Raw genomic sequence first — 12103 nt, forward strand, 5'->3', positions numbered from 1 at the left:
TGGCCGGACAGTTTCGCGGCTCTGCCGCCGCGCAACTGTCCGCACAGGCGAGACTCGGCGCCCCCGCCCTCGCGCCGCCCCCGCACCCACCCCGCACCCAGGGACCGCCTGGTTGTGTGGATGTACAGGTTCAGCAGCACGACCACCAGCAGCACCACCACCCGTCGAGGAGGACGTGATGGCGATCGACCGCAGGATGTTCCTGCTCGGGGGAGCGGGGGTGCTGCTGCTCGCCGGCTGCTCCACCCGGCCCGAGCGCACCACGGTGCAGGACTGGCCGACCGACCCTCCGGAGGGCGACGTCACGATCAGCTGGTGGGCGGGGCAGGTGGCCTCGAAGGACGGCGGTGACCTGCGGCGCCGACTCATCGCGGAGTTCCAGAAGGAGCACCCGAACATCCGGGTCCGGATCGTCAGCGCCCCGAGCGACACCGACACGAACCGCACCAGTCTGACGACCCAGATCGCCGCGGGCAGCAGCACGCCGGACGTCTACCTCGGTGACGTCGCGTGGCCGGGGCAGTTCGCGAAGAACAAGCTCGCGACCCCGGTGAACCAGCTCGTCGGCGCGGACTTCTTCGACCAGTTCCCCGAGGGGCTCCGGCAGGCCGCGAGCGTCGACGGGACGTACTACATGTTCCCGCTCTACATCGACGAATCGTTCTTCCTGTACCGGAAGGACCTGCTCGCCAAGCACTCCCTGCAGGTCCCAGGGTCGTGGGAGGAGGTCCGCGAGACGGCGGCGAAGCTCGTCGACACCGGGGACGTCAGCTACGGGTTCGCGTTCCAGGGCGACGTGTACGAGGGCCTCACCTGCAACGTGACCGAGTTCGTCGCGGACGCCGGCGGCTCGCTGCTCAACGACGACCTGACGGCACCCGAGACCACGAGCTCGGAGACGAAGCGCGCGTTCGAGTTCATGCGGTCCCTCATCACGGACGGCGCGAGCCCGCGGGCCACCCTGACCTACCAGGAGCAGGACACGAACGACGCGTTCTCGGGCGGTCGAGCGGCGTTCCTGCGCAACTGGTCGTACGCGTGGGGCATCGCGAACGGGCCGGACAGCCAGGTGGCCGGCAAGGTCGGACTCGCGGCGCGGCCGACCTTCGACGGGCAGGACGGACACCACTCGACCATCGGCGGGTGGGGGAACTACATCAACCCGCACACGCAGCAGCCCGCGGCGGCGCTGACGTTCGCGAAGTGGATGTCGAGCGAGACGGCGCAGCAGTTCCTCACCCGCGAGGGCGGCGTGCTGCCGGCCCGCAGCGAGTCGCTCACGAGCGACGACGCGAAGCGCCAGCAGCGCCCGACGTACGACACCGCCGCCGGCATCACGCTCGTGCCCCGTCCGACGTCGACGGCGTACTACCCGAAGGTCTCGCAGGGCGTCTACCAGAACGGCAACAGCATCCTCGGCGGCCAGGCGTCCGTCGACGGCGGCACGACGACGATGGCGTCGGCCATCGCGCTCGCCCTGAAGGGTGAGGCGCTGTGAGCGCGGGCACCGCGACGCGGTCGTCGACCCGTCCAGGAGGCGCGGGTCGGCTGGACCCGCCCCCTCGCCTGACCGGGCGGTCGCGTCTCGACCGCATCCGCGCGCGGGGCGCGTGGGGCTTCGCGGCCCCGGCGCTCCTGGTCGTCGCGGCGGTGACGATCTTCCCGGTGGTCTACTCGATCGTCCTGAGCTTCGCGGACGTCGAGGTCGGCTACGAGGGCTTCTCGATCCAGTCGTTCGGCCTCGGCAACTACGCGGCCCTGCTGCAGAGCGCGGACTGGTACCGCGCGCTCGGGTTCACGGTGCTGTACACGGTCGTGACGGTGTTCGTCGAGCTCGTGCTCGGCATGCTGGTGGCACTCGTGCTCGAGCGGCTCGGGGCCACCCGGGGCTGGATGCTCGCGCTCATGCTCATCCCGTGGTCGCTCGTCACGATCGTGAACGCGCAGCTGTGGAAGTACGTCTACGACTCGACGTACGGGGTCGCGACCTGGTTCTTCGGGCTCTTCGGCGACGCCCCGGTGATCCTCGGCGAGCCGGTCCCGGCGATCACCGGGCTGATGGTCGCGGACATCTGGAAGACGACGCCGTTCGTGGCGATCATCCTGCTCGCCGGGCTCGTGCAGATCTCCGAGGACCACTACGAGGCCGCCGAGCTCGACGGCGCGAGCACCTGGCAGACGTTCTGGCGGGTGGTGCTCCCGCAGCTCACCCCGACGCTGACGATCGCCGTGCTCTTCCGCATCCTGCAGGCGTTCGGCGTCTTCGACCTGCCCTTCGTGCTGACGAACGGCGGACCGGGCACCGCCACGCAGTCCCTCGCGATCATGGGCTACAAGGTGCTCTTCCAGGACATCAACATCGGACCCGGCGCCGCGATCGCCACGAGTACCGCGGTCATCGTCGCCGCGGGCTGTCTGCTGTTCCTCCGGGCGTTCCGGAACCAGGCGAAGGGAGGGGACTGATGCCCCGCACACGTGTCCGCAAGGGCTGGCGCAAGTGGGTCAACACGGTCAACGTCAGCGGTGTCGTCATCGCGGTGCTCACCGCGTTGCCGCTCTACTGGCTCGTCACGACCGCGCTCAAGCCCGCGTCCGAGATCTCCCGGAACCCGCCGACCGCGTTCCCGCAGGCGATCACGTTCGACAACTTCGTGGTGGCCTTCCGCGACAACGCCCTCGGGCAGTACATGGTGAACAGCGTCATCGTCTCGGTGTCGACGACCGTGATCGTCCTCGCGCTGTCGTTCCTCGCCGGCTACGCACTCGCCGGACGGTGGATCAGGGGCCGCACCGCGATCATGACGTCGCTGCTGATGCTCTCGGTGTTCCCGGCGATCGCCGTCCTCACGCCGCTGTACCTGCTCGAGCGGAACCTCGGCCTGCTCAACTCGTACCCCGGGCTGATCGTGCCGTACGTCGCCTTCAACCTGCCGTTCGCCATCTGGATCATGCGGAACTACCTGCAGGGCATCCCGTCCACGATCGAGGAGGCCTCCGAGATCGACGGCGCCGGCGCCTGGCGCACGGTGCTCAGCGTGATCCTGCCGATGGCGAAGCCCGGGCTGTTCACGGTCGGGGTGTTCACCTTCACCGCGTCGTGGAGCGAGTTCCTCATGGCGCTGACCTTCAACAGCGAGAACTCGTTCCGGACCATCCCCGTCGGGATCGCCCTGTTCGGGACGCAGTTCACCGTGCCGTTCGCCCAGATCTTCGCGGCGAGCGTGGCGGCGACGGTGCCGATCGTCATCCTGGTGCTGGTGTTCCGGCGGTCGATCGTCTCCGGTCTGACGTCGGGGGCCGTGAAGGGCTGAACCGGCCCGGGCACGACGGGAGGCGCGTGGCGGACCCGCCACGCGCCTCCCGTCGTTCCGCGCTCGGGTGATCCGACGTCAGCGGCGACGCGGGTCGCGGGCGGTGTCCGTGAAGAAGTCCTCGTAGAGACCGGCCCCGTCCTGCAGCTCGCCGTACTTCCACCGCTTGCGCATGCGACGGAACGTCTCGATGCGCACCGGATCGACGCCCTGTTGGGACTCGTAGTTGCCCATGGTTTCCTCCCGTCGTCCTCGTACCCCCGATCGGGGGCATCCCCTGGTCACGGTACGGAAGCGGCGCACCCACGTCCGGGAAGATAGGTCGGGAAGTTACCTAACTGCGCTTGATGGACAAACGTTCGAGGTGCCCTCGCGAGCGCCCGTACTCTGCCGTCAAGGAGTGGGGGCGCCGAACTCGAGCGCCTCGATGACCCTGTCGATCACCCGGACGTACTTCGCCCGCTCACGGTCCGTGAAGGAGGACAACAGCTCGTGCAGATGCTCGTTCGTGCTGTCCATCGCCGACGCGTAGGCGCGCTCGGTCTCGGGGGTGAGTTCGATGAACCGACTGCGTCCGTCGTCGGGGTTCGGGACACGGCAGAGGTGACCGGCTCGTTCGAGGCGGTCGACGGTCCCGGTGACCGCCGGCCCGCTCATGCCGAGGTGCGAGGCGAGGTCCTTGACGCGCACGGTCCGTTCCGCTGCCTCGGCGCGTGCGACGAACTGCAGCACCGTCAGATCCGAACCGGACACGGCCAGCCGCTCGCGCAGCCGTCCGCGCAGGGCTCCCATCGCGGCTTCGAGACGCGTCACGGCAGCCATCAGGTCGATCTCACTCACGTGGTCGCCCCCTCGGTGCGGATCGGTTCCGTGACACGGTACGCCGCGGTCACCGGAAGAGCCTATCCGGAAAACGAGGCTGCCCGCGCTAACCGGACAACCCAGTCGTGGGAGAGCACGTGGCCGACCCACTGATCGACGAGTGCGCCGAGTTCCCCGCGACGCCGCCGACCGTGCGGTTCGAGGTCGCCGGGCGTCACCCCGACGACGCCGTGCGCGACCTCCGGGCGGTCTACGGCGGCGAGCAGTGGGTCGCGCGGACGACCGATGCGCCCTTCGACTACCGGTACACGGCCATCGGCGACGCCGAGGTGACCATCCGCCGCGCCCAGCTGCGCGGGTCCGTCTCCGGGGTCGTGCCGGCCGGCGGCGACTACGTCGTGACCTGGATCAGCGCCGGGATGGTGGAGGTCGAGCGGCTCGGCGAGCGGTCCGTGCTGCCGATCGACGCGCCGGCGCTGCTCCCGCCCGACCACGAGTACGTCTTCCGCACCGCCGACTACGACCTCCGGCTCGTGCACCTCGACCGCGCCTTCGTCCACCGGGTCGCCGCGACGCGCCTCGACGTGGGTGACCACGCCCTGCGCTTCGACGACCGGCACCAGCCCGAGGCCGACGCGGCACGGCGCTGGCAGGCGGCGTTGACGGGGCTCTCGCGGTCGCTCCGAGTCGGGGGCGCGGACTCCGTCGCCTGGCAGGCCGCCAAGGTCACCGCCGCCGAGGTCTTCCTCGACCTGTTCCCGCCGCGGCTCGACGACCTGCCCGGGGTGCTCGGGCAACCGCGCAACGCCCGACTCCGGGCTGCTGTCGAGTACGTGCACGACCACGCCGCCGAGCCCGTCACGATCGGTGACCTGTCGGCGGCTTCCGGGTTGAGCGTGCGCTCGGTGCAGGAGTCGTTCCGGCGGGTGTTCGACGTGTCGCCGCTGACCTACCTGCGGCAGGTCCGGCTCGACCGCGTGCGGCACGAGCTGCTCGAGGCCGATCCGCACGCCGGTGCGGTCGGGGACATCGCCCGCCGGTGGGGGTTCGCGCACCTCGGACGGTTCTCGGCGTCCTACGCGGAGCGCTTCGGCGAGTACCCCAAGCAGACGCTGCGGCGCTGACCGCGCGACGCGGCGCGGCGCCGGACGGTCAGCGCCCCGCGGGGGCCGGTCCGGTGCTCCGGCGCACGCGCAGTGTCGTCGGCAGCCGGACGTGGTCCGACGTGGGCTCGCCCCGGAGCATCGTGAGGAGCATCTCGACGGCGCTCGAGCCGAGTTCCACGAGGGGTTGTGCGACGGTGGTCAGTGGCGGCGTCGTGGTCGCGGCCTGGGGCACGTCGTCGAACCCGACCACCGACAGGTCCTCGGGCACGTGGAGCCCGAGCTCGGCCGCGGCGCGGAGCACACCCACCGCCGACGAGTCGTTGGCCGCGAACACCGCAGTCGGACGGTCCGTCCCCGCGAGCAGGTCGAGTGCGACCTCGGCCGAGCGGTCCTCCTGGTAGCCGCCGTCGCGGACGAGTGACTCGTCCACCGACAACCCCGCGGCCGCGAGCGCTCGTCGGTACCCGGCCTCGCGCAGCTGCGCCGACGCCAGGTCCGGGCGGCCCCGGAGGTGCGCGATCCGGGTGTGCCCGAGCGCGACGAGGTGCTCGACGGCCTGGACGGCCCCGGCCTCGTTGTCCGAGTCGACGGTGGCGTGCCCCTCGGGGCCGGTGTGCGGGTCGATGGCGACGACCGGGATCGACGAGCTGGAGAGCGCGGTGCTCGGCGTCACGACGATCGCGCCGTCGATGAGCGTGCCCGACAGGCGTGAGAGCGACCGACGTTCCCAGCCCTTCTGCTCGGCACCGGTCACGAGCCCCGCGTAGGCGAGCAGTTCGTAGCCGGTGCCGGTGGTGGCGCCGGACACCCCGCGCAGGAGTTCGGTCGAGAACGGCTCGAACTCGGTGACGAGGATGCCGATGACGTTCGTCCGCGAACTGCGGAGGCTGCGCGCGACGAGCGAGGTCTCGTAGCCGAGCTGCTCGACCACCTCCTGCACGCGCACGATCGTCGACGCGGCGACACCGTCGCGCTGGTTGATCACCTTCGACACGGTCGGGATCGAGACCCCCGCGGCGCGTGCGACGTCCGCGATGGTGACCCGGCCGGCTCCGGGACGCGCGCCGAGAGCCGTGTCCATGTGCACACCGTACCGCTGCGACGGCACGCCAATTGGTAAAGAAAACGTTATCGATAACGATTGACACGGCGTGCCGGCTGCTGGCACGCTCTCCGCAGCGGCAGTCGATGTCGCTGATTGTCAACGACGACACTTCAGGAGATCCACGATGACGAGGAAGATCCGTGCCACGGCAGCCATCGCGCTGATCGGGGCGACAGCGCTGGTGGCCGCAGGCTGCTCGGCCGGCAGCGACGCCGCCGGCGACGGCGGCGACGGGAAGGTCTCGATGACCTTCTGGAACAACTCGACCACCGGACCGGGCAAGGCCTTCTGGCAGGACACGGTCAAGGCGTTCGAGGCGAAGAACCCGAACGTCACGATCAAGATCCAGGCGATCCAGAACGAGGACCTGGACGGCAAGCTCCAGACGGCGCTCAACTCGAACTCCGCCCCGGACGTCTTCTCGCAGCGCGGTGGCGGCAAGATGGCCGCGATGGTCAACGCCGGCCAGCTCCTGGACATCTCCGACTCCATCGGCTCCGGTGCGAAGAGCGGGATCAGCGACGGCTCGTTCAAGGCATTCGAGCTGAACGGCAAGACCTGGGCGATGCCGACGAACGTCGATCCCGAGGGCATCTGGTACAGCCAGGACCTCTTCAAGGAGGCCGGCATCGAGGGCACGCCGACCACGATGGACGAACTGAACGCCGACATCCAGAAGCTCAAGGACAAGGGCATCCAGCCCGTGGCCGTCGGTGCGAAGGACGCCTGGCCGGCGGCGCACTGGTACTACAACTTCGCGCTGCGGGCCTGCTCCTCGAACGTGCTCAACAAGACCGCGCAGGACCTGAAGTTCGACAACAAGTGCTGGAAGCAGGCCGGTGAGGACACCAAGGCCTTCTTCGACACGAAGCCCTTCAACGACGGCTTCCTGACCACCTCGGCCCAGCAGGGCGCGGGCAGCTCCGCCGGTCTCGTGGCGAACCACAAGGCAGCGATGGAACTCATGGGCGCCTGGGACCCGGGCGTGATCTCCTCCCTCACCCCGGACGGCAAGCCGCTGTCCGACCTCGGCTTCTTCCCGTTCCCGGAGGTCCCCGGCGGCAAGGGCGCCCCGGGATCGATGATGGGCGCGGTCGGTGGCCTCTCCTGCTCGGCGAAGGCCCCGAAGAAGGCCTGCACCGACTTCCTCAACTTCGTCACCACGAAGGACGTGCAGGAGAACTACTACAAGGCGTTCAACTCCATCCCGGCGAACAAGGACGCGCAGTCGGTCGTCACCGAGCCGTACCTGACCACGGTGCTCAAGGCGTACAACGACGCCCCGTTCGTCTCGAACTACCTCGACACCCTCTACGGCCAGAACGTCGGCAACGCGCTCAACACCAGCGTCGTCAACCTGCTCGCCGGCAAGGGGTCCGTCTCGGACATCGTGTCGACCGTCAACCAGGCCGCAGCGAAGGGCTGACACATGACCACCTCCGTCGCACCGCGCTCGAACGAAGCACGGGCCGGGACGGGGCGTCGCACGGGCGGGGCCGACGGTTCGCCGTCGGCCCCGGCCCGCCGGGTCCGCAAGGGCACCGACGTCCGCACCCGCGTCGAGATCGCCGTCCTCGCCGGCCCGGCGGTCATCATGTTCGTCGGGTTCGTCATCCTGCCCGTCGCACTGGCCGCCTACTACGGCTTCTACAAGTGGCAGGGCTACGGCGCCCCGGTCGACTTCGTCGGCCTGCAGAACTACACCGTGATCTTCACCGACCCGGACTTCCGGGCGGTGCTCTGGCACAACCTCTTCATCGTCGTCGGCTCGCTCGTCGTGCAGGGACCGATCGCGATCGTGCTCGCGCTGCTGCTCAACCAGCGCATCCGGGGTCGCGGCCTCATCCGCGTCCTCATCTTCCTGCCGTACGTCATCTCCGAGGTCATCGTCGGAACCGGGTGGAGCCTCATGCTCCAGTCGAGCGGCGCGCTGAACGACCTGCTGCAGAGCGTCGGCCTGGGCGGCCTGCGGAACGACTGGCTGTCGAACCCCGACATCGCGCTCTGGACCCTGCTCGGGATCATCTCGTGGAAGTACATCGGCTTCGCGGTGATCCTCTTCCTCGCCGGCCTGCAGAGCATCCCCGAGGAACTGTTCGAGGCCGCGCAGCTCGACGGCGCGAGCTACTGGCAGATCCAGCGGCGCATCACGCTGCCGCTCCTCGGCCCGACCCTGCGCATCTGGGCGTTCCTGTCGATCATCGGGTCGCTCCAGCTGTTCGACCTCGTCTACATCATCTGGGGGCAGTACATCGCCTCGACCGCCGGCACCTCGACGATGGCGACCTACATGGTCGGCAACGGTCGACTGTCCGGCAACTACGGCTACGGCAACGCCGTCGCCGTGGTGATCTTCCTCATCTCGCTGGTCGTCGCCCTCGTCTACCAGCGGTTCGTCCTGCGCCGTGACACCGCTGGCGCCCTGACCGAGAAGAGCGACCGATGACCGCCACCGCCTCCATCGTCGCGCCGAAGCGCCGCGGCGGGAAGCGCCCGAACGACGGCCCGGTCCGTCGGGAGCGCAACCTCGGCACCTACTTCATCGCACTGCTGTTCATCGCCGTGTGCATCGGCCCGGTCGCGTACATCGTGCTCGGCGGCTTCCGCACGAACTCGCAGATCACCGCGAGCCCGGCCGGCCTGCCGAACCCGTGGCAGATCGGCAACTACGTCAACGTCCTGACGAGCGGCGTCTTCTGGCAGCAGCTCGGCAACTCGGTGATCGCCGGCGTCGCCACCACGCTCGGCGTCGTCGTGCTCGGGCTCATGGTGAGCTTCGTGCTCGCCCGGTACCGGTTCCGGGGGAGCGGCGCGCTCTACTCGCTGTTCGCGGCGGGCCTGATGTTCCCGATCACGGTCGCCATCACGCCGCTGTACATCCTCGTGAAGGACCTCGGCCTGACGAACAACCTCGCCGGCGTGATCCTCCCGCAGATCGCGTTCGCCCTGCCGACGACGGTCATCATCCTCGTGCCGTTCCTCCGGGCGATCCCGGACGAGCTCGAGGAGGCCGCCGCCATCGACGGCGCGAGCAAGCTCGGGTTCTTCTTCCGGATGGTCGTCCCGCTGTCGCTCCCCGGCGTCGTGACCGTCGGCATCCTCGCGTTCATCGGCAGCTGGAACAGCTACCTCCTGCCCCTGTTCATCCTGAACGACGCCTCGACCTACACGCTGCCGCTCGGGGTCCAGGCGTTCGCGTCGCAGTACTCGGTCGACACCGCCCGGGTGCTCGCGTTCACGTCGCTCTCGATGATCCCGGCGCTCGTGTTCTTCGCGATCTTCCAGAAGCGCATCGTCGGCGGTCTGACCGGGGCGGTGAAGGGGTGAGCACGCTCGGCCCGACGGCCGAGACCACGGACGGCCAGGAGGCGCGCCCCGCGTCGCAGGAGCACGTCACCAGCGCGACCGGTGACGGACGGGAGGCACGTGGCGGCCCCGCACCGCGCCTCCAGTCCGAACGCACCGACCTGGCGGACGGGGCCGCCGCCGACCGGGCGACCACCCTGCTCGCCGCGATGACGCTCGAGGAGAAGACCGCGCAGCTCGTCGGCTACTGGCTCGACCAGAACGGTGTCGTCGCGCCCATGCAGGGCGAGATGGCGGCGGCACAGGACGGTGTCACGCTGGACGGGATCACCCGGCACGGCATCGGGCAGTTCACCCGCGTCTACGGGACCCGGCCCGTCGAACCCGACGAGCGGGCGGCCTGGTTGTGGGCCGAGCAGCGCCGCCTGAAGCGCGAGACGCGGCTCGGGATCCCGGCGCTCGTGCACGAGGAGTGCCTCACCGGGCTCGCCGCGTGGAAGGCGGCCACGTTCCCGACGCCGCTGGCGTGGGGCGCGGCGTTCGACCCGGACCTCGTCGAGCAGGTGGGCGAGGCGATCGGCGACTCCATGCGACAGCTCGGCGTGCACCAGGGCCTCGCGCCGGTGCTCGACGTCGTCCGCGACCCGCGGTGGGGGCGGGTCGACGAGTGCATCGGCGAGGACCCGTACCTCGTCGGGACGATCGGCACCGCCTACGTCCGCGGGCTGCAGCGCGCCGGGGTCGACGCGACGCTCAAGCACTTCCTCGGGTACTCCGCGTCGCAGGCGGGGCGGAACCACGCTCCCGTGCACGCGGGGCCGCGCGAGGTCGCGGACGTCTTCCTGCCGCCGTTCGAGATGGCGCTGCGCGACGGCGGGGCCCGGAGCGTCATGAACTCGTACGCCGAGGTCGACGGCGTGCCGGTCGCGGCGAACGGCGAACTGCTCACCGACCTGCTCCGCGACCGACTCGGCTTCGACGGCACCGTGGTCGCCGACTACTTCTCGGTCGCGTTCCTCGAGGTCATGCACGGCATCGCCGCCGACCGTGGCGAAGCGGCCGCGCTCGCCCTCGCCGCGGGGATCGACGTCGAGCTGCCGACCGGGGACGCCTACCTCGGACCGCTCGTCGACCGCGTGCGTGCCGGCGAGGTCGACGAGGCGCTCGTCGACCGCGCGGTGCTCCGGGTGCTCCGGCAGAAGGAGCGGCTCGGACTGCTCGACCCGGACGCGTTCGAGGACGACCCCCCGACCGGGATCGACCTCGACACCCCGCGACACCGGACGCTCGCGCGGGAGCTCGCCGCGCGGTCGCTCGTGCTGCTGTCGAACGGACCCGCGGCCCCGGTCCTGCCGCTCACCCCTGGTGCGTCGGTGGCGCTGATCGGTCCGAACGCCGATCGCGCCGAGGCCCTGCAGGGCTGCTACTCCTTCGCCAACCACGTGCTTGCCGCGCACCCCGACCTGCCGCTCGGCTTCGCCATCCCGACGGTGCGCGAGGCGCTGACGGACACCCTCCGTCCCGGTGCCGTGCGGTTCGCAGCAGGCTGCGCCGTCACCGGCACGGACCGCTCCGGGTTCGACGACGCCGTCGCGGTCGCGGAGCGGTCCGACGTGGCGGTGGTCGTCGTCGGCGACCAGGCGGGGTTGTTCGGCCGCGGCACCGTCGGCGAGGGCAACGACACCGAGTCCCTCGACCTGCCCGGCGTCCAGCGCGAGCTCGTCGAGGCCGTGGTGGCCACGGGCACGCCGACCGTCGTCGTGCTCCTGACCGGGCGACCGTACGCGATCGGGTGGGCGCTCGACGGCGACGCTCCCCGCCCGGCCGCGGTGGTGCAGGCGTTCTTCCCCGGGGAGGGAGGCGGTCTCGCGATCGCGGACCTCCTCACCGGGGCGACCGCGCCGTCCGGACGCCTGCCGGTCTCGCTGCCGCGGGCCGCCGGGGCGCAGCCGTACACGTACCTGCACCCCCGTCTGGGCGGGCCGTCCGACGTGACCGCGACCGACTCGACGCCGGTGCGACCGTTCGGGTTCGGGCTCGCGTACACGTCCTTCGTGTACGAGGACCTCGTCGTCGACCCGACCGTGTCCAGCGCGGGGGAGTTCGACACGTGGGTGACCGTGCGGAACACCGGTGAGCGTGCCGGCGAGGACGTGGTGCAGCTGTACGGGCACGACGTACAGGCGAGTGTGACCCGTCCGGTCGCCCAGCTGCTCGGGTACGCCCGGGTCTCGCTGGGTCCGGGTGAGTCCGCTCGCCTGCGGTTCAGGGTGCCCGTCCAGCGGTTCGCCTTCACCGGCCGCGACCTGCGGAAGGTGGTCGAGCCCGGGGACGTCGAGGTGTGGGTCGCCTCCCACGCCGCGGCCTCCGGGCCGACCGGTGGGGTGCGCGCGGGCGGGATCGTCGCGGTGGGCGGCACCGCCCCCGCGCCGGTGCCCGGCACCGCCACGGCG

Annotated in this window: 11 protein-coding genes; 8 read left to right on the forward strand and 3 right to left on the reverse strand. The window is 70.5% G+C overall.

Annotation, left to right across the window (positions count from 1 at the left end):
• Positions 1-178: 178 nt before the first annotated feature.
• The 3 genes from Q7F20_RS15340 to Q7F20_RS15350 are packed head-to-tail and all read left to right on the forward strand — an operon-like array spanning position 179 to position 3311.
• A complete protein-coding gene (locus Q7F20_RS15340; protein WP_305740937.1) occupies positions 179-1498 on the forward strand; it encodes an ABC transporter substrate-binding protein in 1320 nt (439 codons plus the stop codon).
• Positions 1495-2463: a carbohydrate ABC transporter permease gene (locus Q7F20_RS15345; protein ID WP_305740938.1), complete on the forward strand. Its 969-nt coding sequence runs from the start codon at positions 1495-1497 to the stop codon at positions 2461-2463. Before Q7F20_RS15340 ends, Q7F20_RS15345 begins: the two co-directional genes overlap by 4 nt.
• Complete coding sequence (locus Q7F20_RS15350; RefSeq protein ID WP_305740939.1) at positions 2463-3311, forward strand: carbohydrate ABC transporter permease; 849 nt, start codon at positions 2463-2465, stop codon at positions 3309-3311. Before Q7F20_RS15345 ends, Q7F20_RS15350 begins: the two co-directional genes overlap by 1 nt.
• A gap of 78 nt (positions 3312-3389) precedes the next feature.
• Here the strand turns inward: Q7F20_RS15350 and Q7F20_RS15355 are convergent, their stop codons facing one another.
• Entirely contained in the window at positions 3390-3545 is a 156-nt protein-coding gene (locus tag Q7F20_RS15355) for a hypothetical protein (RefSeq protein ID WP_175350020.1), read from the reverse strand.
• Positions 3546-3704: 159 nt separating this feature from the next.
• The gene (locus Q7F20_RS15360) at positions 3705-4151 is read right to left on the reverse strand and encodes a MarR family winged helix-turn-helix transcriptional regulator (RefSeq protein ID WP_305740940.1); all 447 of its coding nucleotides are present in this window, start codon (positions 4149-4151) and stop codon (positions 3705-3707) included.
• A 119-nt stretch (positions 4152-4270) separates the two neighbouring features.
• On the opposite strand from Q7F20_RS15360, the gene Q7F20_RS15365 reads away from it, so the two are divergent.
• Positions 4271-5257 carry a helix-turn-helix domain-containing protein gene (locus tag Q7F20_RS15365; RefSeq protein ID WP_305740941.1) on the forward strand — a complete coding sequence of 329 codons (987 nt, stop codon included), beginning with the start codon at positions 4271-4273 and terminating at the stop codon, positions 5255-5257.
• A 28-nt stretch (positions 5258-5285) separates the two neighbouring features.
• Here the strand turns inward: Q7F20_RS15365 and Q7F20_RS15370 are convergent, their stop codons facing one another.
• Positions 5286-6320, reverse strand: coding sequence for a LacI family DNA-binding transcriptional regulator (locus Q7F20_RS15370; protein WP_305740942.1), 1035 nt, complete (start codon positions 6318-6320; stop codon positions 5286-5288).
• Positions 6321-6468: 148 nt separating this feature from the next.
• On the opposite strand from Q7F20_RS15370, the gene Q7F20_RS15375 reads away from it, so the two are divergent.
• The 4 genes from Q7F20_RS15375 to Q7F20_RS15390 all read left to right on the forward strand — a co-directional run.
• Positions 6469-7770, forward strand: coding sequence for an ABC transporter substrate-binding protein (locus Q7F20_RS15375; protein WP_305740943.1), 1302 nt, complete (start codon positions 6469-6471; stop codon positions 7768-7770).
• A gap of 3 nt (positions 7771-7773) precedes the next feature.
• Positions 7774-8790, forward strand: coding sequence for a carbohydrate ABC transporter permease (locus tag Q7F20_RS15380; RefSeq protein WP_305740944.1), 1017 nt, complete (start codon positions 7774-7776; stop codon positions 8788-8790).
• Positions 8787-9671, forward strand: a complete 885-nt coding sequence (locus Q7F20_RS15385) for a carbohydrate ABC transporter permease (RefSeq protein WP_305740945.1) — start codon at positions 8787-8789, stop codon at positions 9669-9671. Before Q7F20_RS15380 ends, Q7F20_RS15385 begins: the two co-directional genes overlap by 4 nt.
• Before the next feature lie 188 nt (positions 9672-9859).
• Positions 9860-12103: glycoside hydrolase family 3 N-terminal domain-containing protein (locus Q7F20_RS15390; RefSeq protein WP_305740946.1), on the forward strand; the 2244-nt coding region annotated here is incomplete at its 3' end.

It is taken from the genome of Curtobacterium sp. A7_M15, from assembly GCF_030705415.1.
Taxonomy (GTDB): Bacteria; Actinomycetota; Actinomycetes; order Actinomycetales; family Microbacteriaceae; genus Curtobacterium.

Coding starts and splice junctions, on each gene's coding strand:
- Q7F20_RS15340 (WP_305740937.1), top strand. CDS start 179: ATGGCGATCGACCGCAGGATGTTCCTGCTCGGGGGAGCGGGGGTGCTG.
- Q7F20_RS15350 (WP_305740939.1), top strand. CDS start 2,463: ATGCCCCGCACACGTGTCCGCAAGGGCTGGCGCAAGTGGGTCAACACG.
- Q7F20_RS15385 (WP_305740945.1), top strand. CDS start 8,787: ATGACCGCCACCGCCTCCATCGTCGCGCCGAAGCGCCGCGGCGGGAAG.
- Q7F20_RS15355 (WP_175350020.1), bottom strand. CDS start 3,545: ATGGGCAACTACGAGTCCCAACAGGGCGTCGATCCGGTGCGCATCGAG.
- Q7F20_RS15375 (WP_305740943.1), top strand. CDS start 6,469: ATGACGAGGAAGATCCGTGCCACGGCAGCCATCGCGCTGATCGGGGCG.
- Q7F20_RS15370 (WP_305740942.1), bottom strand. CDS start 6,320: ATGGACACGGCTCTCGGCGCGCGTCCCGGAGCCGGCCGGGTCACCATC.
- Q7F20_RS15380 (WP_305740944.1), top strand. CDS start 7,774: ATGACCACCTCCGTCGCACCGCGCTCGAACGAAGCACGGGCCGGGACG.